Source organism: Actinosynnema sp. ALI-1.44, from assembly GCF_001984155.1.
GTDB lineage: Bacteria > Actinomycetota > Actinomycetes > Mycobacteriales > Pseudonocardiaceae > Kibdelosporangium.
In genome coordinates this window covers 65,070-86,105 of the sequence record NZ_MTQO01000041.1, presented here as the reverse complement: position 1 = coordinate 86,105, position 21,036 = coordinate 65,070, and the positions used below count along the sequence as shown (strand labels likewise).

The 21,036-nt window shown below is 68.2% G+C and carries 20 protein-coding genes and 1 pseudogene; 9 read left to right on the top strand and 12 right to left on the bottom strand.

The features are described 5' to 3' along the window. Nucleotides 1-57: 57 nt before the first annotated feature. Both ALI144C_RS15605 and ALI144C_RS15600 read right to left on the bottom strand, forming a co-directional pair. Nucleotides 58-513: an Imm1 family immunity protein gene (locus tag ALI144C_RS15605; protein WP_076987823.1), complete on the bottom strand. Its 456-nt coding sequence runs from the start codon at nucleotides 511-513 to the stop codon at nucleotides 58-60. Continuing rightward, a complete protein-coding gene (locus ALI144C_RS15600; protein ID WP_076987822.1) occupies nucleotides 501-1,256 on the bottom strand; it encodes a DddA-like double-stranded DNA deaminase toxin in 756 nt (251 codons plus the stop codon). Before ALI144C_RS15600 ends, ALI144C_RS15605 begins: the two co-directional genes overlap by 13 nt. A 106-nt stretch (nucleotides 1,257-1,362) precedes the next feature. Between ALI144C_RS15600 and ALI144C_RS15595 the strand changes: the two genes are divergently transcribed. Further along, nucleotides 1,363-1,656: an aldo/keto reductase gene (locus tag ALI144C_RS15595; RefSeq protein WP_076987821.1), complete on the top strand. Its 294-nt coding sequence runs from the start codon at nucleotides 1,363-1,365 to the stop codon at nucleotides 1,654-1,656. Here the strand turns inward: ALI144C_RS15595 and ALI144C_RS15590 are convergent. Then, nucleotides 1,645-2,850 (bottom strand): MFS transporter, encoded by a 1,206-nt coding sequence (locus ALI144C_RS15590; protein WP_076987820.1) that lies wholly within the window; start codon nucleotides 2,848-2,850, stop codon nucleotides 1,645-1,647. The two genes, ALI144C_RS15595 and ALI144C_RS15590, sit on opposite strands and share 12 nt — an antisense overlap. Nucleotides 2,851-2,958: 108 nt before the next feature. Here ALI144C_RS15590 and ALI144C_RS15585 point away from each other — a divergent pair, with 108 nt between their 5' ends. Beyond that, on the top strand, nucleotides 2,959-3,327 hold the full coding sequence (locus tag ALI144C_RS15585) for a winged helix-turn-helix transcriptional regulator (RefSeq protein WP_237774153.1): 369 nt from the start codon (nucleotides 2,959-2,961) through the stop codon (nucleotides 3,325-3,327). On the opposite strand, the gene ALI144C_RS15580 is transcribed toward ALI144C_RS15585, so the two are convergent. Together ALI144C_RS15580 and ALI144C_RS15575 are read right to left on the bottom strand one after the other, a co-directional pair. After that, nucleotides 3,316-4,467 (bottom strand): M20 family metallopeptidase, encoded by a 1,152-nt coding sequence (locus ALI144C_RS15580; protein WP_076987979.1) that lies wholly within the window; start codon nucleotides 4,465-4,467, stop codon nucleotides 3,316-3,318. The genes ALI144C_RS15585 and ALI144C_RS15580 overlap by 12 nt on opposite strands. Before the next feature lie 14 nt (nucleotides 4,468-4,481). Further along, nucleotides 4,482-6,029, bottom strand: coding sequence for an AbgT family transporter (locus tag ALI144C_RS15575; protein WP_076987819.1), 1,548 nt, complete (start codon nucleotides 6,027-6,029; stop codon nucleotides 4,482-4,484). A gap of 95 nt (nucleotides 6,030-6,124) precedes the next feature. Here ALI144C_RS15575 and ALI144C_RS15570 point away from each other — a divergent pair, with 95 nt between their 5' ends. Continuing rightward, nucleotides 6,125-7,150, top strand: a complete 1,026-nt coding sequence (locus ALI144C_RS15570) for an Lrp/AsnC family transcriptional regulator (protein WP_076987818.1) — start codon at nucleotides 6,125-6,127, stop codon at nucleotides 7,148-7,150. Between the two features lie 25 nt (nucleotides 7,151-7,175). On the opposite strand, the gene ALI144C_RS15565 is transcribed toward ALI144C_RS15570, so the two are convergent. Together ALI144C_RS15565 and ALI144C_RS15560 are read right to left on the bottom strand one after the other, a co-directional pair. Further along, nucleotides 7,176-8,018 carry a LacI family DNA-binding transcriptional regulator gene (locus ALI144C_RS15565; protein ID WP_076987817.1) on the bottom strand — a complete coding sequence of 281 codons (843 nt, stop codon included), beginning with the start codon at nucleotides 8,016-8,018 and terminating at the stop codon, nucleotides 7,176-7,178. 128 nt (nucleotides 8,019-8,146) lie between these two features. Continuing rightward, nucleotides 8,147-9,319 carry an MFS transporter gene (locus ALI144C_RS15560; RefSeq protein WP_076987816.1) on the bottom strand — a complete coding sequence of 391 codons (1,173 nt, stop codon included), beginning with the start codon at nucleotides 9,317-9,319 and terminating at the stop codon, nucleotides 8,147-8,149. Between the two features lie 121 nt (nucleotides 9,320-9,440). Here ALI144C_RS15560 and ALI144C_RS15555 point away from each other — a divergent pair, with 121 nt between their 5' ends. Further along, a complete protein-coding gene (locus ALI144C_RS15555) occupies nucleotides 9,441-9,896 on the top strand; it encodes a winged helix-turn-helix transcriptional regulator (RefSeq protein ID WP_076987815.1) in 456 nt (151 codons plus the stop codon). A gap of 75 nt (nucleotides 9,897-9,971) precedes the next feature. Here the strand turns inward: ALI144C_RS15555 and ALI144C_RS15550 are convergent, their stop codons facing one another. Beyond that, nucleotides 9,972-10,274 (bottom strand): hypothetical protein, encoded by a 303-nt coding sequence (locus ALI144C_RS15550; RefSeq protein WP_083753055.1) that lies wholly within the window; start codon nucleotides 10,272-10,274, stop codon nucleotides 9,972-9,974. 104 nt (nucleotides 10,275-10,378) lie between these two features. Here ALI144C_RS15550 and ALI144C_RS15545 point away from each other — a divergent pair, with 104 nt between their 5' ends. After that, the gene (locus tag ALI144C_RS15545; RefSeq protein WP_237774152.1) at nucleotides 10,379-11,077 is read left to right on the top strand and encodes a helix-turn-helix domain-containing protein; all 699 of its coding nucleotides are present in this window, start codon (nucleotides 10,379-10,381) and stop codon (nucleotides 11,075-11,077) included. Between the two features lie 45 nt (nucleotides 11,078-11,122). Here ALI144C_RS15545 and ALI144C_RS15540 read toward each other — a convergent pair whose 3' ends face one another. The 3 genes and pseudogenes from ALI144C_RS15540 to ALI144C_RS15535 all read right to left on the bottom strand — a co-directional run bounded on the left by ALI144C_RS15540 (nucleotide 11,123) and on the right by ALI144C_RS15535 (nucleotide 12,998). Continuing rightward, nucleotides 11,123-11,689, bottom strand: coding sequence for a DUF6807 family protein (locus ALI144C_RS15540; RefSeq protein ID WP_202818957.1), 567 nt, complete (start codon nucleotides 11,687-11,689; stop codon nucleotides 11,123-11,125). Nucleotides 11,690-11,709: 20 nt separating this feature from the next. After that, nucleotides 11,710-11,901: pseudogene (locus tag ALI144C_RS59040) on the bottom strand (DUF6807 family protein); the annotation flags it as partial. 5 nt (nucleotides 11,902-11,906) lie between these two features. Then, nucleotides 11,907-12,998, bottom strand: coding sequence for a Gfo/Idh/MocA family protein (locus tag ALI144C_RS15535; RefSeq protein ID WP_076987814.1), 1,092 nt, complete (start codon nucleotides 12,996-12,998; stop codon nucleotides 11,907-11,909). A 177-nt stretch (nucleotides 12,999-13,175) separates the two neighbouring features. Between ALI144C_RS15535 and ALI144C_RS15530 the strand changes: the two genes are divergently transcribed. The 4 genes from ALI144C_RS15530 to ALI144C_RS15515 all read left to right on the top strand — a co-directional run bounded on the left by ALI144C_RS15530 (nucleotide 13,176) and on the right by ALI144C_RS15515 (nucleotide 17,820). Then, nucleotides 13,176-13,529, top strand: coding sequence for a PASTA domain-containing protein (locus ALI144C_RS15530; protein ID WP_076987813.1), 354 nt, complete (start codon nucleotides 13,176-13,178; stop codon nucleotides 13,527-13,529). A gap of 66 nt (nucleotides 13,530-13,595) precedes the next feature. After that, nucleotides 13,596-14,396 (top strand): siderophore-interacting protein, encoded by an 801-nt coding sequence (locus ALI144C_RS15525; protein ID WP_076987812.1) that lies wholly within the window; start codon nucleotides 13,596-13,598, stop codon nucleotides 14,394-14,396. A 1,006-nt stretch (nucleotides 14,397-15,402) separates the two neighbouring features. Further along, nucleotides 15,403-16,038, top strand: a complete 636-nt coding sequence (locus ALI144C_RS15520) for a hypothetical protein (RefSeq protein WP_076987811.1) — start codon at nucleotides 15,403-15,405, stop codon at nucleotides 16,036-16,038. Between the two features lie 63 nt (nucleotides 16,039-16,101). Next, nucleotides 16,102-17,820 (top strand): protein-arginine deiminase family protein, encoded by a 1,719-nt coding sequence (locus tag ALI144C_RS15515; RefSeq protein ID WP_076987810.1) that lies wholly within the window; start codon nucleotides 16,102-16,104, stop codon nucleotides 17,818-17,820. 49 nt (nucleotides 17,821-17,869) lie between these two features. On the opposite strand, the gene ALI144C_RS15510 is transcribed toward ALI144C_RS15515, so the two are convergent. Beyond that, the gene (locus tag ALI144C_RS15510) at nucleotides 17,870-20,992 is read right to left on the bottom strand and encodes an ATP-binding protein (RefSeq protein WP_083753053.1); all 3,123 of its coding nucleotides are present in this window, start codon (nucleotides 20,990-20,992) and stop codon (nucleotides 17,870-17,872) included. Nucleotides 20,993-21,036 lie beyond the last annotated feature (44 nt).

The following is a 21,036-nucleotide window of genomic DNA, read 5'->3' as shown; positions in this document are numbered from 1 at the left end:
ACCTGGGATTGACGCTCTCTCACATAGGGGCCGTGACCAGGGCGAACACGTTTGTTGTCACTGCTCCCACCATGGCGTTCCGTCCACCGGCTCCAACTCCGGCACGGGCTGCCAGTCGATCGAACTTGGTCGCGCGCCAGTAGCCATGAACTCTCCCGCGGCTTGCCTGATGGCTGCCATGGGCAACTCCGAACCCGGCGGATACTCCGTGTCGGCCGTCATGAAGTAGTACAGAACCGTGCCTGTGTTCGAAGGTGCCCCGCCCGAGCTGAAGCAGCCGTCCGGGCACTCGTCCCCCGCGTAGTACATCGCGCCACGCTCGCCAGCAAGCCCGATGTCAAGCAAGGGCGCCGAAGGGCCAAGGTCCGGAATCGCTTGGACGATCAGGCGCGCCCCTTCCGCGGCAGCTTGTGCTGTGACTTCGTCCAGGACCCGGGTCAGGTCGGCCAGAGTGCTAGCGATGACGGGCTTGTCGCCGTGTTGGTGGTCCCACAGAAGCTTCAACTCCACCACGGTTCTTTGCCTCCTGTATATCGCTTTCTGAACTTCACGCCGCTTGCCGTTTGGCCGTGGACCGTCAAGGTGCTGCCTTCGGGCAACAGGACCGGGACCAGTTCGTCACAACTGTACTGGCCCTTGCAGGGGACATTGTTGATCACCACGGTGGCGTGCGTGGTGTCGCTCATCCGCTGCCAGTAAGCAACCTTCATTTCGACATCCGACGCTCGCGCAGGCGGGCGAGGCATGCCCATCGCGCGCAGTTCCTTCGTCGCGCCCTCTGACATCGCGTCTCGTCCACTCGCGATGGGGATTTCTTTGCCGTTCGCTACGAGTCGACCGTGTGTCTTCTGCCCGGTGCCAGGGGAGACCGGTGGAGGCAATTCGGCACGAATCTGTTCCACTCTCTCCCCAGGAACATCCGCCGGAGAACTGCTGCCGGGTTCCGTAGGCGTAGGGGTTGAACGCGGCACAGGCGCGCCAGGTACGTTACTCGGCCCCAGGCGATTTGCAACGTAACTCTGCAGATTCCGCGTGGCTCGGTTGAGAAGTTCACAGGCGGTCTCCAGCGCGCTGAGCGCTTCGGAGTGACCGCCTGCGTGCCGTACACCTTCCACCTGGGCAGAGCCCTGAAAGGCTGCCTGCCCGATACTTCGGGCTTCGTCTACGTGTTGTCCGGCGCTGTTGATGATGGTGCGGACGTTCGCGAGTCGCAGGATGACGTCCTGTATCTGGGCGTGCAACTCGTCAACGGACATTCACTGATCATCGCAGTAGGTTCGGAAGTCAGCACCCAAAAGATTGGGCGCCCCGACCAGGCCGGAGCGCCCTGTGTTGGATGTGACCTAATCGGCTTGCGTCGCGATGCCCAGAGATCTTGCTGAGGAAGTCGCGACGCAGATCGGCGCGACCCCGGCTCAGGTCGCACTGGCGTGGACGCTGCTCAACCCGGCCGTGACGTCGCCGATCATCGGCGCACGCACGACCAAGCAGGTCGAGGACAACGTCGGCGCGCTCGGCGTCCGGTTCGACGACAGCCATGTGGCGGCGTTGGCGAAGGCCAGTGTCGTCGAACTCGGTTTCCCGCACGAGTTCATGAAGATGCCATTGCCGCGTGCCGTGGTCTTCGGCGATCTGACAGTCCAGTCACGCGGCTGAGTCCGCGAGCGGCGTGGTTGTCCTTGCGCTGAGCACTGTCAGCAGGCTGACAGCGATCAACGCGCCACTGACCCACATCATTGTGGACAGCCCGAGGTTGTCCACAATGAACCCGCCCGCGAACGCGCCGAGCGCGATGGCGAAGTTGAACACCGTCACGTTGAGCACGGTCGCGGCCTCCGCGCCGGTGGTCGCCACCCTGATGATCCAGGTCTGCAGCGCCACGCCGACTCCTCCGAAAGCCAAGCCCCACACCAGGACCAGCGCGAACCCGCCGACTGTGGTGACCCCGAGCAACGGGAACAGCAACACCGTGGCCGCGAGCGCGAACACGACGACGGCGACGGTACGGCGCAGCGCGGAACCCGCGGCCGAACCGGCGATGAAGTTGCTGACCAACCCGGCCACGCCGTACACCAGGAGCACCGAGCTGACCATTCCGGCACCGACCCCGGAAACGTCACGCAGCAACGGACTCAGGTACGTGAACGCGGCGTAGTGCCCTGCGACGATCAGCAGCGTGGCGAGCATGGCCGCCCGTACCGCCGGGTTACGCCACTGCGTGCGCAGCGCGGTCAGGTCGATCGGCGCGGCAGCGGCGAGCCGGGGCAACAACACGAGCATGCCGACGAAAAGCAGCAAACCGAGCCCGCCCAAGGTGAGGAACGCGGCACGCCACCCGACGAGCTCTCCGAGCCGCGTGCCCGCCGGTACGCCCAGCACGTTGCCTGCCGCGACGCCACCGAAGATGATCGAGGTGGCGCGGGGCACGTGGTGCGCGGGTACGAGTCGCACGGCCAGGCTGCCCGCGGTGGCCCAGAAACCGCCGATGGTCACCCCGACAAGCACCCGTGCGGCGATCAGCACCGGCAGGTTGTCCGCAAGGACTGTCATGACCTGCGCGACGACCATCAGCAGCAGCAACCCGGCCAGCAACAGCCTGCGGTCCATCCGCCGCGCGGACAGCGGCACCAGCAACGAGCAGATCGCGGCCACCACCCCCGGCGCGGTCACCAGCAGCCCGACCGTGCCGTCTGAAATGGACAGATCGGCACCGATCCTGGACAGCAACCCGACCGGCAACTGCTCGGCGGTGATCATCGCGAAGACCCCGACGCCGACGACCGCCACGGCCAGCCACCTTCGCGTCGTCGCCCGCTCGGTCCGCGGCGCGGCCAACCCTGTCGTCTCCATCTGACCCCCATCGGTAACAAAACCGTACCTAGTAACCTTCTACAACCTAGTACGCGATGGGTTACACTTGTCAACCAGGTAATCTTTCGTAACCAGAGGGAGCGGCCGGTGAGCGAGCCCACGTCGTTGCTGCGCAACGGTGACACCGCGTTCTGCCCCTACTACCACCAGGCTTTGGACATCATCGGCCGCCGCTGGGCAGGCGCGGTGATCCGCGCCCTGCTGACCGGCCTGACGCGCTTCAACGACATCGCCAACGCTTGCCCGGGCATCTCACACCGGGTCCTCGCGCAGCGGCTGCGGGACCTGGAACAGGACGGCATCCTCACCCGGCACGTCTACGACGAAGCGCCGGTGCGCATCGAGTACCGCCTCACCGACAAGGGCAAAGCGTTGGCGGAGCCGGTGATCATGCTCACCGCATGGGCGGAGGAGTGGATCCGCGACCGCCCCGGCGGTGCCGCGTCACCCAGCTAGGCGCGTCAGGATGCCCGCGACCAGGGCGACGCGGTCGGTCATGTCGGCGACGAGTACGTGCTCGTGCCGGGCATGTGCGCCCGCGCCGCTGGCCCCGAGACCGTCGAGCACGGGAACGCCAAGCGCGGCAACGAAGTTGGCGTCGCTCCCGCCGCCGACGCTGATCGGGGTGAGCGGGCCGCGGATGTCCGTCGCGACGTCGTTCGCGAGGTCGAACAGCCGCTTGCTCGACGGCGTGAGCCGCATCGGCGGCCGGTTCCACCCGCCGGTCACCGACATCCGCACGCGGGGATCCGGGGCCGCCAGATCCGGGTCCGACAGCCCGGCGAGGACCTGGTCGACCCGGTCGGCCTCGGTCTGGGTGGTCACCCGGATGTCGACCATGCCGTGTGCCTCGCCCGCGATGACGTTGCGCGCTGTGCCGCCGGTGATCGTGCCGACGTTGATCGTGGTGCCCGCCGCGCGGTCCTCGGCCGCGACGAGGTGCCCGACGGCCCGCGCCAGCGCGTGCACGGCGCTGGCCCCGGCCTCCGGGTCGTTGCCCGCGTGGGCCTCGATCCCTTGTGCGCCAAGGGTGAAGACGCCGACGCCCTTGCGTTCGGTCTTGACGTCCCAGCCGACGCCCGGCTCCAGCACCAGCGCGGCGAGACTGTCGGCGGCCGCCTGTTCGATGTACGGCCGGGACACCGGGCTGCCGAGTTCCTCGTCCCCGTTGAGCAGGAAGGTCACCGTCGGGCACGGCAGGTCCAGCGCCCGCAACGCCCGCAGCGCCCAGATCCCGGTGACCAGCCCGGCTTTCATGTCGTACACGCCCGGCCCGGTCACCTTGACACCGTCCACATGGAACGGCATGTCCGCCAGTGTTCCCGACGGCCACACGGTGTCGTAGTGGCCGATCAGCAGGACCTGGTCCTCGGTCGTGCCCCGGTAGGTCGCGGTCAGCACGTCGCCGTGGTCGGCCTGGACGTGCCGCCGCCACTCGTCGGGGGGCCCGAGCCGGTCGTCGAGCCAGGCCCTGATCAGGTCGGCCGTGCTGTCCAGCAACGGTTTCGCCGAACTCGGCGACTCCGACGCGACCAAGGTGGACAGATCGGCGAGGATCGGGTCGAGCCGCGCGCGGCACCACTGGTCTAGGGACATCGCGAACACCTTCCTCAGCGGACCGGTACGCCGGGACCGAGCGGCAGGCCGATTCCGTACCAGGCAAGGAACATCAGCAGCCACACGCACAGGTTCACCACGGCGATCGGCAGGACGAGGGACATCAGCGTGCCGACCCCGGCCGAGGGCCGGTAGCGGCGGATGAACCCGAGCGCGATGACGAAGTACGGGCTCATCGGGGTGACGCTGTTGGTGGGCGCGTCGGCGATCCGGAACAGCGCCTGCGTGGTCTCCGGCTGGATGTGCAGCAGCATCAGCATTGGCACGAGCACCGGCGCGACCAGCGCGTACATCGCCGATCCGCTGGTCAGCAGCAGGTTCATCAGGCTGATCAGCAGCACCGCGCCGATGAAGATGACCACTGGCTGCGCGCCAAGCGAGTCCAGCGCGCGGGCGCCGCTGATCGCGATCACCTGGCCGATGTTGGTCCACTTGAAGTAGCCGAGGAACTGCGACACCGCGAAGAACAGCACCAGCACCGGGACCAGTTCGCGCAGGCCCTGGCCCATCAGGTCGGGGAAGTCCTTGGGGGATTTCATGGTGCCGACCGTGACGCCGTAGACGGCGCCGATGATCATGAAGAACAGCATCAGGATCACCGCGATGTTGTTCATCAGCGGCGAGTTCACGATCGAGCCGCCCTCGCCGCGCAGCGGTGACCCGGACGGCACCATCGCCAGCACGACCAGCGCGACGTAGGCGCCCGCGGCGAGCAGAGCCCGCCGCACGCCCTTGCGCTCGGCCGCCGACAGCGTCATGTCCGGCAGTTCTTCGACGTCGGTGAGCTCCGGCTCGACGGCGTTCATCGCGGCCACCCGCTTGGCCACGACCAGTTCGGTGATGACCGTGATGCTGACCGCGAGCAGCAGCGAGGACGCCACCGAGAAGTAGTAGTTGGAAACCGGCGTGACCAGGTAGTCCGGGTCGATCGTGTGCGCGGCCGACGTGGTCAGCCCGGCGAATATGGCGTCGGAGCCGGTGATCACCAGGCCGATGCTGCTCGCGCCGCCGACCGACACGTACGCGACGACGGCGCCGATCACCGGGCTGCGGCCGACCGCGCGGAAGGCGATCATCGCGAGCGGGATCATCACGACGAACGCCGCGTCGGAGGCGATCTGGGCGAACATCGCGGTCAACGAGATCGCGAACGTGACCAGCTTGGCGGGCACCTTGGCCAGCGCGGCCCGCATCAGCGCGGGCAGCAGGCCGGTCTTGTCGGCCACCGCGACGCCGAGCATGACCACCACGATCAGCCCGAGCGGCGGGAAGTTCACGAAGTTCTTGATCAGGTCGCCGAGGATCATCTGCACGCCCGCGTCGGAGACCAGGCTCCTGACGCCGATCGTCTTGCCGTCGGCCGGTGACACCACGGAGACGTGTGCCAGCGACAGGATCCAGCTGGCGAGCACCACCAGCACGCTCATGATGACGAACAGCCAGAACGGGTGCGGCAGCTTGTTGCCCACCCGGTCGACCACGTCGAGCACGCGCAGCACGAACGACGTCACCGAACGCCGCTGTTTGGTCTCCCCGGACATGCCCACCTCCTTGTGTCGGCATCCAACGACGTTATGCAACGTTGTGTCAAGTCCAAGCTTGGTTCTGCACGCTTTGTTCAAGCTAGGATGCCGACGTGCACGCACTGGATGACGCGGATCTCGACCTGGTGGCCGCGCTGCAACTCGCCCCGCGCGCGCCGCTCAACGTCGTCGCCGATGTGCTGGGCACGTCGGCGAGCACCATCAGCCGACGGATGCAGCGGCTGCGGGAAGAGCGCCTGATGCGCGTCATCTCGACAGTGCACTGGCCGTTGTTCCTCAGCGGCAACCCGTACGTGGTGTGGATCCGGTGTGAACCGGGGAAAGTCGGCGAGGTCGCGGCCGCGGTACGGGGCGTACCGGAAGCGCAGTCCATTTTGGTCACCACCGGCGACGCCGACATCCATTGCACCATCTACCCGTTGGCCGGAACGGATCAGCGCAAGCTGCTGACGAAGACGCTGCCCGGCATCCCCGGTGTCGCGTCCGTCCAGTCGCACCTGGTGCTCCGGATCGCGCGGCGTGCCGTGTCGTGGCGGATCGACCGGCTCACCGACGAGCAGGCCGACGTGCTCGGCGCGTACGCGTCACCGGCCGACGCGGACGTCGGGGCCCTCACCGATGCCGAGTTCCAGACGCTGCGGTTGCTGTTCGACGACGGCCGGGTGTCCGCGGCCGAGGTCGCCAGGTCGTTGGACGTCAGCAGGTCGACCGCGCACCGGCTGCTCCAGTCGCTGCTCGACCGCGGCGCGGCGCGGCCCCGTGTGGAGATCGAACCGGCGGTGCTCGGTCACCCGATCACCGCGCTGCTCACGTTCGACGTGCGCCCCCGGCACATCCCGGCCGCGCTGGCGGCGCTCGGCGCGCACCGGTCAGGCAGGTTGACGGTGATGACGGCCGGTCCGGCGTCGATCATCCACCACGGCGTCTTCCGCGACGAGGACGATCTGGCCACGTTCGTCACCGACGACGTGGGCAAGCTCGACGGCGTCAGCGGGTTCACGATGTGCGTCGCACTGGGTGTGTTGCGCCGCCAGTGGATCGACCGCGACCACGACGTCCTCCTGGGACAGCGCAGGCACGAGATCCTGGGCCGCCAGCACCGGCAGACAGGCCACTGACACGCGATACCTGGGAGGCGGGTAGCTACGCGGAATCGCGCCTGGTCAGCGTGACCGGCAGGACCAGTCGCCGTGTCGGCGGCTCGTTGCCGGACCGCAGCGCGAGCAGCATCTCGATCATCCGCACGACCTGCTCGGCCGGGTCCTGGTGCACTGTGGTCAGCGGCGGTTCCAGCACCGGGGCCACGCGGGGGTTGTCGTCGAACCCCACGACCGCGACGTCGTCCGGGACGATCCGCCCGGCCGCCCGCAGCGCGCTGATCGCCCCGGCTGCCATCGGGTCACTCGCCGCGAACACCGCGTCGAGATCCGGCACCCGATCGAGCAGCGACCGCATCGCCTGGTCCGCACCCGCCTGCGTGAAGTCCGCGGCTTCCGCCCGCCCCTCTGTCACCATCCCCGCCGCCGCCATCGCCTCGCGCCAGCCGGCCAGCCGGTCACGCGCGGCGCGCTGGTCCGGCGGCCCGCTGATCGTGACGATTCGCTTGCGCCCCCGCGACAGCAGGTGCTCGACGGCCATCCTGGCGCCCGACCTGTTGTCGTAGTCCACTGTGTACACACCAGGGGCGTTGCCGACCGACGAGCCGCCGAAGACGATCGGCACCCGCAACTGCCGCAACGCGGCCGCGAGCGGATCGCCTGTGTGCGGTGCGAACACCAGCGCCCCGTCGACGTGCCCGCCGTCGAGGAACTTCATCGTGCGCGGGATGTCCTCCCGGTTGTCGACGAACATCAGCAGCAGCTGGCTGCCCCGGCCGGCCAGTTCGCGGAACGCCGCGCGCATGACGACCAGGTAGTACGGGTCGTCGAGGATTCTCGACTCCGGTTCGGACAACAACAGCGCGACCGCGCCCGTTCGTTTGGTCACTGGTGCCACGCGATTCCCCCCTGTCTGATCGCGACCACCCTATGGCCATTCCGGGACGATGTGCCACGACCGCGCTTCCCCGTTCGAAGTCTTCGCGTATCCGGTGATCAGGCAGGAAACGCCCGCTGTCAGATTCTGCGCCGGTCCGCGAAGTTCCAGAACAGCAACGCGATCAGGGCGATGGCGGCACCGAGGACACACACTCCGGTCCACCCGGCGTGCGTGTAGGTCACAGTGGACACAATGGCGCCGGTGGCGCTGCCGATCGAATAGAACACCATATACCCGGCCGTCAGCCGACTCTGTGCTTCCGGCCGGGTGCGGTAGACGAGACTCTGGTTGGTCACGTGCACGGACTGGAGGCCGAAATCGATCGCCAGCACGCCGATGACAAGCCCCCACAGCGACTGGGGCAGCAACGCGATCGGGATCCAGGACACCAGCATGACCACGAGGCCGATTGCGGTGACGCGCTGGCCATGACCGCGGTCGGTCAGCCGCCCGGCGTGCGACGCGCCGAGCGCGCCGACGGCTCCAGCGAGGCCGAACAAGCCGACCTCTGTCGTGGACAGGGAATACGGCGGCGCGCTGAGCGGGAGCACCATGGGGGTGGCGATGACCGTGAACCCCATGAAGATCAGTAACGCGAGGACAGCACGCGTCCGCAACACGGGAACCGTCGCGAACAACGTGAACAGGGATCCGATCAGCTTCGGGTAGGTAATCCGTTCCCGCGGTTCGCCGCCCGGCGGCAGCTTCATCCACAGCAGACCGGCCATGGCCAGAGCCGCGGCGGCGGCGAGGACGTACACCGCCCGCCACCCCGCCAGGTCGGCCACGGTGCCGGACACGGTCCGGGCCAGCAGGATGCCGATGACGATCCCGCTGGTGACGATGCCGACGACGCGGCCACGGCCGGAGTCGTCCGCCATGCCCGCCGAGTAGGCGACGAGAACCTGGGTGACCACCGTGAGGGCGCCAACGGCCGTCAAACCGATCAGCAGCACAGCCGTCGTCGGCGCCAACGCGACCGCGACCAACGCGAGAGCGGAGAGCACCGTCTGCCCGACGACCAGCCGCCGCTGGTTCACCAGGTCGCCGAGCGGGACGATCAGCACCAACCCGGCGCCGTACCCGACCTGGGTGACCGTGCCGACAATGCCGACGACGGCGTGGCTCAGGCCCATGTCGGCGCTGATCACGTCCAGCAACGGCTGGGCGTAGTACACATTGGCGACCGCCAGCCCACACGCGACCGAGAACATCAACGCGGTCCGTCTGCTCACACCCGCCTTGGCCATTTGCGGCACGATGCCCCCATGATTGCGGTTTCACTTTGCAACCACCTCAGCATGGCAGATCGCAGTTTCACTTTGCAACCAGTATCGTCGCTCGGAGGAAACCACGAGAGGGGGCCGCCGCATGCCGAAGCGAACCAGCCACGAGGACGCGAGCTGCACCGTCGCGCGGCCGCTCGACGCGATCGGCGACGGCTGGTCGTTGCTGATCATCCGGGACGCCTTCGACGGCCTGCGCCGGTTCGGCGAGTTCCAGCGCAACCTCGGCCTGGCCAAGAACATTCTCTCGGCCAGGCTGCAGAACCTGGTCACGCACGGGATCCTGCGAACCGTCCCGGCAGGCGACGGCAGCCCGTACCAGGAGTACGTGCTGACCGAGAAGGGCCGCGGCCTGTTCCCGGTGCTGGTGGCGTTGCGGCAGTGGAGCGAGGAGCACTTCTTCGGGCCGGAGGAGAGCAGGACACGACTGGTCGACGCCCAGGACGGTCAGCCGCTCCCGCCGCTGCGGATCCTCTCCCACGACGGCAGGGAACTCGGCCCCGAGGACACCACCCCCATCACGCACAACGGTGACAGCTGAGAGGCCAGTCCTCGACCACCGCCCCGGCGTCACTTCTCGTGACGCCGGGGCGGTGTCATGCTGTTCAGCGGCCGGTCATTCCCCGGGAGTGCGCTTCGCCCATATGAGGTGCGGTTTGACGTTGCTCCGGTTACGCAGATAGCGCAGTGCGTTGCCCGGTTCAGCGAGCGCGTACTGGTTCCGCCCGTCGGCAGTCACCATGTAGGCACCATGGTCGAGCTCCAAACCCCATCCCACGATCTCCGCGTCAGTCTGTTCACCGAACTCCAGCACCACTGCGAAAACACGAGGCGCTTGATCGGTGACGATCTGCGCGATCATGGTGTTGAAATCCATGTTGGCGGCGTCGAAGGCCGGCTCGGCTGCCTGGTCACTCATTTCGCTCACTCACTCTCTGGCGCTGTGGCCTCTACCTGGTCAGTGCTGCCACCGGTAGTCTCGACATCACGTGCTGTGAGGTGAATGGGAAAGGTGTTCACAGAGTGTCCACACCTGTGACCGTGTCCGGAGCTCGGCTCAGGGCCGAACGCGAGGGTGCCGGGATGTCGCTCACCCAGATGGCGAGTTCCGTCAAGTTTTCCAAGTCATTGCTTGGCATGGTGGAGACCGGCCAGCGAACGGCCTCGGTCGACCTGGTCGAGGCGTACGAAAGAGTCCTAGGGGTCGACATGTGGCGCAAGGACATCACGCACTCGAACCTGCTCATCCTCACCAAAGCCAGTCGGGCAACACTGCTGGCGGGCGTCGAGCAAGGTGACCCCGGCCCGCTGCGCACCACGCCGACAGCGCACCGGACGGACGTGAGTCTAGGCAACGTCGTGTCGGACAAGGCGGCGGAGTGGTTCCGGAAGTGGGCGGTCGACGGCGACACCGCGACCCTGCGGACGAACTCCCTGAGCGTCATCGCCAAACTGCCCGGCAAGCAGAACGCCGACCTGGTGGTCCAGGTCCTCGAGAACGACCCCAAGGTGCGTCGTCTGGTCGTGGCGAGCGAGATCTCCCGGCTCACACAGGTCGACTGGAAGACCGCGCTCAAGGGCGCCGACGACCCCACCACCATCCCGGAGCCACGAAAGCTCGCCGCGAAACTGGCGAAGGGCGCGATCAACCCCAAAGGCACCGAGTCCAGGTGGGCGTGCACCTACTTGCTCACGGGACTGGTGCCTGTCCTCGGGCGTTAGCTGTTCAGCCACTTGGTCGCGGCGTCGCGTGCCGGTCTGGCGCGGTCACCACTCCCAAGTTCGCACCAGGTCGCCGATCCGGCCGGTGTCCCACGCGCCGCAGCCGATCATCAACCGGTAGCGCAGCCGGAGTGTCGCGCCGACAGGCAGGTCCAGCGGTTCGTCAAACGCCAGCGAAGGGTTGACACCCGGGTACGGCTCGGTGCGCGCGAACCACCGGCCGGGCGGGTTCGCCGGATCCCCCTGGCACACCACAGTGGACATCCGGTCAACCTCGTCGTGCGTACCGACGAACGCGAGCCAGTCCGCTCGTTCGCCCATCAACTCGGGCCCGGTGCGGCCGTCCGGCGCCAGGATCGTGCCGCCGGTGAACGAACGCGGCCCGCGCCAGAAGAACCCGCAGTACCCGGCCTGTTCCCGGCCGAACACGGTCGGGCTGCCGAACTCCAGCACCGCGCCACGCACGTTGCGCAGCTCGAAGGTCAGGTCGAGCCACCAGCAGTCGACGTCGAGCACGTGGTCGATCGTGCGGCGCTCGGCGATCCACGTCTCGCCCGCGGCGGTGATCCAGTCGATCTCCTCGGTCCACGCGCCGGTGAACCCCCGGTGCACGAGCGAGCCGACGTTGCGGTCATCGCGAGCCCCTTGTGCCAGCGGTAGTCGTGGGGCCGGTGGCCGCTGACGACGTCGCCGTCGAGTGACCGCAGCGGGTGGAAGCTCGGGCACGGGCACTCGGAGGCCGGGGTGTCCGGGCGGTAGGTGTACCGCAGCAGTTCGGTGTTCGTGCCCGACAGCGTCAACGTCAGCGCGCGCCCGTCGTCCACAAGGGTCACTGGTCCGTTTCTCCGTCCATCCGGTGGTAGTACGGGTCGTCCGGGCCGATCTCGCCGTTGCGCACCGGGCGGGCGGTGAAGGCCGACTTGTAGATGGCCGCGACGAGTTCCAGCGCCGCACGTCCTTCGCTGCCGGACAGCGGCGGCCGGTCACCCGTGGCCATGGCGTCGAGGAAGTACGGCAGCTGCGCGGAGTGTGAGCTGGGTACGTCCTGCGGGATGTCGGTCCACGACCCGATCCGCTGGGCGTCGCGGACGTGCACCGCGGGTGTGTAGCGCCAGTCGGCGTTGCGGTAGCCGTAGAGGTGGGTCAGTTCCACCGTGGCGTCGGCCAGGTCGACGCGGATGTAGCTCTCCTCGCGGGGCGACAGCGCACTGTTCACAATGGACGCCATGGCGCCGTTGGCGAATCGGACCGACGCCATCGACACGTCCTCGGTGTCCACGGCACGGGCCAGCCGCCCGGCCATCGCGCGGACCTCCTGCCACTCGCCCAGCATCGCCAGCAGCAGGTCGATCTGGTGGATGCCGTGCCCCACCGTGGTTCCGCCGCCTTCGGTGTCCCAGCGGCCACGCCACGGCACGTCGAAGTAGCTTTGGTCGCGATACCACGTTGTCGTGCACAAGGCCACCAACGGCTGGCCGAGCGCGCCGGAGGAGATCAGGTCGACGGCGTTGCGGGCGCCGGAACCGAAGCGGTGCTGGAACACTACGCCCGCGTACGGCCCACCGTCGGTCTCCGCGGCCTCGATCCTGGCGTACTCGGCCAACGACAGGCAGGGTGGTTTCTCCAGCAACACCCACGCGCCCGCTTGTAGTGACCGCACGGCGATGTCCGCGTGCGTCGCGGGCGGGGTGCACACGATCGCCAGGGTCGGGCGGCAGTCGGCCAGCATCGCGTCGACCGTCGCGTAGGCCGACGGGATGTCGTACTGGCGTTGGAAGTCAGCGAGGCGCTCCGGGTCGCTCTCCACGGCCGCGACCAGTTCCACCCGATCGGCTGACGCGCGCAACGCCGGGATGTGCGAGGTTTCCGCGACCACCCCGCAGCCGATGATCGCGGCGTGGACTTTCTGGTGCTGTGTCATTTGTGTCCTTCAGTCTCGCATCGGACCCGCTGCGGTGTTGATCTTTACGGCGGGCCGCGGGTGAGTCCAGTGCGGCGCGCACCGATTCCCCGGAACGGTTCGACCGTAGCCCTGCGCGCCCGGTCCTGGTGTGCGACGCTCGAAGGAGTGAAAATCGGTGCGACGAAAGGGACTCCCGTGCGAATCGCGCTCATCGGGGCCGTGTGCGTTGCCGTGCTCGCCGGTTGCGGCCAGACGAACCCGGGAGGCGGGACCAGCCCGTCCGCCACCCGGCCGACCGCGGCCAAGAACTCGTGGACGATGCCTGACCTGGTCGGAAAGCAGTTGCAGGAGGCGCAGGACACCATCCAGCGCGTGACCGGCAACTCGACGTTCCTGACCCGCTCGCACGACGCCACGGGCAAGGGCCGCCAGCAGGTCGCGGACCGCAACTGGAAGGTGTGCAGCCAGAACGTGGCGGCGGGCACGGCGTTCAACGCCGACACCGTGATCGACTTCGGGGCGGTGAAGACCGAGGAGAAGTGCGGCTGAGCCGTCCTTGCGCCGACCGACCTGATCACTTAGGTTAGCCTAACCTAGAGTTGGGATGAAGTGGTCATGTCGAGAGTCAAGCCGCCCGAGCGCAGGAAGATGATCAGGGCGACGGTCGCGCGCACGACGCGGATCAGCCGGAACTTCGTCACGGTCACCCTGACCGGTGACGAGCTGGCCGAGTTCGAACACCAGGGCTTCGACCAGTGCGTGCGGCTGTTCTTCCGCCGCGACGGCCAGGACCTGCTGACCATGCCCACGTTCTCCAACAACGCGTGGCTGGCGCAGTTCCTGCTGACAAGGGTGGCCCACCGGCCGTGGGTGCGCAACTACACGGTCCGAGCGTTCCGCACCGACCCGCTGGAGATGGACATCGAGTTCGCACTGCACGGCGACGCGGGACCGGCGTCGGTCTTCGCGACCAGTGCCCTGCCCGGCGACCCGGTCGGCATCTTCGACGAAGGCATCGGCTACCTGCCCACAGCGGACGCGTCACGCCAGCTGATCGTGGCGGACGAGAGCGCGGTCCCGGCGGCACTGGCCATACTGGAGCGCGCGCCGGAAACACTGAGCGCCGACGTGTACCTCGAAGTACCGCACACCGACGACATCCGGGAACTCGAAACCAAAGCCACGGTGACCGTGCACTGGCTCGCCCGCAACGACTCCGGAGAAGTGCCCGGCAAGCTGGCGCTGCGAACACTCAAGGACACAACCCTCCCGGAAATCCCGCAGTACACGTGGGTCGCGGGCGAGAGCGCCCTGGCCACCGGAGTACGCCGACATCTCGTGCAGGAGCGTTCCGTACCGAAGTCGGCGGTGACCTTCATCGGCTACTGGCGGCACGGGAAAGCCAGCCCGGGCTGAGCAACAGCGTTGGCTCACGGCTTGCGCGCAAGCGCAGAGTGGGCGGCCTGCGCGCATGCGCGGGGTTGGCGGCCTGCGCGCAAGTGCGGGGTTTGCGCCGCGCGCAAGCGCAGGGTTTGCGGCGTGCGCGCCAGCGCAGGGTTTGCGGCTCGCGCGCAAGCGCAGGGGTGGGCTTCGGGGGTGTCTCCTGCCCGTCGGCCTGGGCGAAGCCAACCACGGGCTGTCAAGAGGTCGGCCTGCCCGGGAGGCCCAGCGATGGCGGTACCGATCCTCTTGATAGTCCGTGGTTCCCTGGGGCAGGTCGACGGGCAGGAGGCGCCCTCGCCTCGGGTACACACAACAGGATCTCGGCTGTGGGTAGGGAGTACACCCATTCCATCTCCTGCTTGGAGGTCTGCCACCCGGCGAGGGGCTATCTTTTCCCCCGCCGCATCCGAGCCTTGACCAGGAGTAAGGCGTGGTCACCCGACCCGGAACTGGAGATCCCGGGTCTGAAAAGACAAAAAGAAGGGGTCCCTCGCCGGGAGGCAGACCTCTGAGCAGGAGGTCTTCGCGTCGTGTTCTTCCCGGCGCATGTTTTTATGACCCGGGGTTCAGGGCGCGGGCGTCCCCTGCCCGTCGACCTGCCCCAGGGAACCACGGACAGTCAAGAGGATCGGTACCGCTATCGCCGGGGCTCTTCGGGTAGGCCGACCTCCTGACAGCCCGTGGTTGGCTTCGCCCAGGCCGACGGGCAGGAGACACCCCCGAAGCACCACTCTGCGCTAGCGCGCAGGGCCGCAAACCCCTGCGCTTGCGCGCAGGCCGCCCACCCCCCTGCGCTTGCGCGCAGGCCGCCCACTTCTGCGATTGCTCACCAGGCCGTGCCCGCGAACGGCTAGCTCCAGTCGCTGAACCACGCAGTGCTTGCCGTGGAGGCCGCCTTACCGGCATGCGACGCCCGTAACCCGGGGACGGTGTCGGAAAACCGCCAGATCTTGTTCCGCGTGCCTGGTGGGGTGGGGGCATGCTGTCTCGTCCGTTGCGCAATCGGGTCACGCCTGCTGGGGATTTGATCTCCACTGAGCATCGCGGGACCATGTACGGCAACCGGGGTGTGCTGCACAACGACGACCTTGTGATTGTGCGGCGGCATCAGGTCCGCCGGTGGCTCGTGTGCGTTCTGGAGTTCCGGGGGCGACGCCGCCAGATCATGCGGCCGCGTCATTTCACCGAGCTGTTCTTTCACGACGAGGCCGTTGCGCTGGCTGCTGGGCACCGGCCGTGTGCCGAGTGCAGGTATGCGGAGTATCAGATGTTTCGGGCCGCGTGGACCGATGGGCTGGGGCTGTCTCGACGTCCCAGTGCGGACGAGATGGACAGTGTGCTGCACCGTCAACGCGGGGTCGTCGACGGCGTTCGTGTGACGCACCCGGCCTCGTGGGACGCGCTGCCTGACGGGGTGTTCGTCCTGCGGGACGGCGACTACTGGCTCCTGTACGACCGGGTGCTGCGGCGGTGGACGCCCGCCGGGTACGACGCGCCTCGGGAGCTGTTCGACGGACCCGCCGACGTGTTGACCCCCTTGTCCACCGTGGCCGCGATCAAGGCTGGATACCACCCCGTTTGTGGACCTTTCGACGGTCCGGTCTCCTCCCTTTGACCGACGTCTTCTCCTTCTCCCGCTTCTAGGGTCGCGGGAGTGATTCGTTCAGGGAGGAACGCCGTGGGGGTCGAAGTCAAAGCACGCGGGATCGTCGGGGTGGTTGCCGCTTGCCTTCTTGTCAGTGGGTTCTCCGCCAGTGCGAGTGCCGAGGCGGCACTGTCCGGCGACACGATCTTCCTGCCCAATGTGGATGACGATCAGCGGCGCTGTCGGGTCGAGCCCGTTGATCTCGACGCGCTCGGCGGGGAGGTCGACGCCCGGCTCGCGGCGTGCAACGACGCCGCCGACGAGCGTGTCAACGGGTTGCGTGACGAAGCCGACCTCGCGCGGGTGCGGGTCGGACGCGGTGGTGGGCGGTTCGGGGTGATCGGTGTGGACTCGCGGGCGCGGGTCTTCGTCAAACGTCGTGGCTCCTTCGACCCGGACACGCGGTTGTCGGCCGCCGAATTGCGCTCCGGCGTCGAACTCGGTGTGGAGGGCAAGGACATCCTCCGTGACCCTGCCCAGTGGGACGGCTGGGTCACGGTCACGCTGACCGTCGACGACCGGGTCAAGGCACGGCACCGGATGCGGGTCGCTCCCCTTCTCCTGCAGAACGACCTGCAGCCCGCCACCACCGTGTTCGCCGCCCGTCCCAACACCGGGCCGGGCTGGGTCGACCGTCCGGGGCCCGGCACGATTCCCGCGTTGCCCCAGGACTTCCCCGGTGACTTCGAGAAGTTCAGCACTCCGCTGCGCCAGGAGGCACCCGACATCCGGTTCGTCAAGGGGACATCCTCCTGGTGGAAGGACGTCTGGTGGCAGGACCTGTTCGAGCCCGCCACCGCCAGCATGCCGACCAGGCACGGCGTCCAGACCATGCGGGTGGCCATCCGGTCCGCCAACGTCTTCCAGGTCCCCGACGGCAAGGGCGGCACCGTCCTCACTCCCCGACCGGCCGGGCGGCTGGTGTTCCGGGACCTGCGCGGGCCCGACGTCGGCGTCGTGCAGCAGTACACGCTTGAGGACCGGCACTTCATCCACGACCAGCGCAACGCGACCGGCAACATCGAGTCGTTGCCGCCATACCGCGGTTTCCCGCAGGGACGCCTGGTTCACGGCACCGGCTTCGACAACGTTCTCAAGCCGGACAAGGCGTTCATCACCATGCTCACCGCGCAAGGGCAGCAGCCGCCGGTGGTCATCGACACCTCCTGGCTCATCGTCGGTCACGCCGACGAGACCATGCACGTCATCCGCGCCGACAACGCCCGCGGGTGGACGTTGATGGTCGCCGACCCGAGACTGGCCGAGCGGCTGCTGCGCGAAGTCCCCCAGGACACCAGGCTGCTGGCCGACACCGGCGCCAGTGCCAAGCCAACCGCCGGTGAACTGCTCGGCGACCCGGCTTTCCTCGGCGACAATGAACAAGCCGCTCGGCACATCGACAACCAGGTCGGGGTCATGCTCGCGGAAACCGGGCTGCGGGCCGACGAGCTCGTCCGCGTTCCCGTCCTCTTCCGCAAGTACGCCGAGGTCCCCCTGTTCTACGCGTGGACGCCGGGAATCCCCAACGGGCTGTCGTTGACCGATCGCTTGTTCGCCGCGCCCGATCCACATGGGCCCGTCGTGCGGGGCAAGGACGTCTTCCGGCAAGCCACCGAACGAGCCGTCGCCGCGTCCGGCGTGCGGATCCGGTGGATCGACGACTTCCGGTGGGCGCACATCGGCGGCGGCGAGGTGCACTGCACCACCAATGCCTGGCGGGACACCAGTTCCGCCAAGCCATGGTGGAAGTGACCGCGAGCGTGTCCGGCCTTCACGGCACCCAGCGAACGGCATCGTCCGGTCAGGCGAAGAACGGTGCTTCCCTGTCCTCCTCGCCGTGGTCGTCGTCGGAGTCGAAACCCACTCGGATCTGGATGCTGTGCGGCTCGGTCAGCTCGTCGAAGATCTCCAGCGCGCGCCGCCAGTTCTCGTGCCCTTCGACGAGGTCACCGCCCGCGTAGCAGACCACGCCGAGGTGGTGGAACGTGATCGCCTCGCCGCGTCGGTCGTTGATCTCCTGGCGCAGCACGAGCGCCTTCCGCAGGTACTGTTCGGCCGATTCGAAATCACGCGCGTGGTAATTGGCGCAGCCGAGGTTGTCGAGCGTGTTGCCCTCGGCGAAATTGTCGCCGATCTCCTGGGAGATCCGCAGCGCCTGGTTGTAGTAGCGGATCGCTTCCTCGTGGCGTTCGAGATCTTCGTAGACGTCGCCGAGGTTGTCCAGCACAGCGCCTTCGCCGTAGCGGTTGTCGATCTCGCGGCAGATTCGCAGCGCCTTCTCGTAGCATTCGATGGCCTGTTCGGAACGCCCCAGTTTGCGGTGGATGTCGCCGAGGTTGCTCAGGGTGTTGCCTTCGCCGTACCGCTCGCCCAGTTCCCGCCAGATCTGCAGCGCCTGCCGGTAGTGGTCGACGGCTTCGTCCAGGCGGCGCAGCCCGCGGTAGGCGCCGCCGAGGTTGCGCAGCGTGCTGCCTTCGCCGTAGCGGTCGCTGATCTCGCGGAACAGTTCGAGCGCGCGTTGGTAGCACTCGATGGACTCGTCGAAGTGCCGCAGCTTGCGCAGGGTGTTGCCGAGGTTGTCCAGCGTGCTGCCTTCGCCGTAGCGGTCGCCGATCTCGCGGCGGATCTGCAGCGCGCGCTGGAAGTACTCCGCGGCCTTGGTGAACCACCGCAGGTCGTAGTAGGCGATGCCGAGGCTGTTGAGGGTCCACGCCTCGGCGTACGGGTCGGCGAGCTCGCGGGCGGCCTGCAACGCGATCTTGTGCACGCTGATCCAGTCCGCCCAGTGCTTGCGCAGGTTGAAGAAACCGAGCAGGGCGGCCGGGAGTTTCCACGCGACGGCGTACTCCCCGGCCTGCTCGGCCTGCCGGGTCGCGGCGACCAGGTTGGCCCGTTCGGCTTTGAACCACGTCAGTGCCTCGTGATAGGTGGCGAAGGCCTCCGGCTGCTGCTGCCCGTCGGTCAACTGCGGCAGCGCCGCGCGACGGCGTTGTGGCGCCAGGAGCCGGGCCGCGGCGTCGGCGCTGTAGAGGTACCAGCTCAGGACACGGCGTACGGCCTCGTCGCGGTCCTGTTCGGATTCGGCGTCCATCGCGCACTCGGCGGCGTACATCCGCAGCAGGTCGTGCAGCCGGTACCGGTCGCGCCCGACCTCCTCCAACATGTGCGCGCCCGCCAGCGTGTCCAGCAGTTGCCGGGCCTTGCCGGGCACCAGACCGGCCAGCGCACCAGCCGCGGCGATGCTCACCTCGGGCCCCGGGTGCAGCCCGAGCAGCCGGAACAGGCGCGCGGCATCCGGCTGCAACGCGTTGTAGCTCCACGAGAAGACCGTCCGGACCGCGGTCGCCTCGTCGCCGTTGGACAGCTGGTCGAGACGATCGTGCTCGGCGGACAACCCGCGAACCATGTCAGCCAGGCGGAGGCTCTCGTGGACGGCGCCGCGCTCGGCCACGATCCGCAACGCCAACGGCATGTAGCCGCAGAGCCTGGCCAGTTCGGCGCAGGCGTCCGGTTCCGCGGCGGCCCTCGCCTCCCCGACGATGTCGGTGACGAGCGCGATCGCGTCCGGCTGCGGCAGCACATCCAGGTTCACCCGGACCGCACCGTCCCACGCGATCAGCCCTTCCAGCCGGTTGCGGCTGGTCACGACGACGAAGCAGGTCGAGTGGCCGGGCAACAGCCTGCGCACCTGCTCGGCGGTGCGGGCGTTGTCCAGCACGATCAGCACGCGCTGCCCGGTGACCACTGACCGGAACAGCCTGGTCTGCTCGTCCAGGTCCGCGGGGATGCGCTGGGCGTTGACGCCCAGCGCGCCGAGGAGTTTGCGCAACGCGTCCGCCTGGGACATCGGCCGCTGGTGCGGGTCGAAGCCACGCAGGTTCAGGTACAGCTGGCCGTCGGGGAAGTCCGCGGCCACCTGGTGCGCCCAGTGCACGGCCAGCGCGGTCTTGCCGACACCGGCAGGTCCGTCGATCACGGCGACGCCGACCGCGGCCCGCAGCGCGTCGAGGCGTTCCAACTCGGCGGTGCGGCCGCTGAAACCGGGGACGTCGTGCGGCAGTTCCCTCGGCGAATGCCACTCCGCCCGCGGCGACTTGGCCGGGACGACCCGCCCGACGACCGTGCGGACCAACGGCTGCAGACGGTCGATCAGGCGCTGGCGCGGCTGGCCCGATGGGAGCGCCGGGTAGTCGGCGGCGGGCAGTTCCGCCGGCCGGAAGTCCCAGTGTTCCCGCAGGCCTTCGCCGTCGTGCAGGGTGCTGGCCGCCGCCGGGCCGGTCGGCAGGCCGTAGCGGCGGATCTCCACGTCGACGTCGGCCATGGCCTGGCCGGGGTCGGCCGTCTTGAGCAGGTCCTCCGGCAGCCGGATCCACGCGGCGGTGGCGGACTCCTCCTTCACGCCGACGAAGACCTCGCGGTACGTGTCCGGCCGGATCGCCGGGTCCGGCTCGACGACCTGGCGGTAGAACCAGTCGGAGACCATCAGCGAGAACACCCCGCGGGAGGCGGCCAGCACCGCCTTGAGCACGGGGGCGTCCAGCATCCTGCAGGTGAAGTTGACCGTGTGACCAGCGATTCCGCGGTCGTCGAAGTCGATCTTGCCGACGTGCACGGCCACTCTGAGCCGGATCTGCGCCTCGACCGCGTAGATCGCGTTGTTGCGGCGCAGCGCGGCGGCCAGCCGGTGCGGCAACTGGTCGACCAGGTTGGTGTGCGCGATGTCCGGCGGCACGAGCACGAGCACGCCGTCACCCCGGTCCTGGCTGGTGTCGCACGCCTGCCACGGGATCCCGGCCTCGTTGAAACCCTGTTCCAGCGACTCGTACAGGTTGCGGCGCACGGCCGACTGGTGCAGGTCGGTCCGGCTGGAGAACCCCTCCACGTCGACCGCGACGATCGCGCGGTGCATGCCAGGCTGAGGCATGTCTGTCCCTCCCCTCAAGACAACCCCCAGGAAAAGCAGACCCG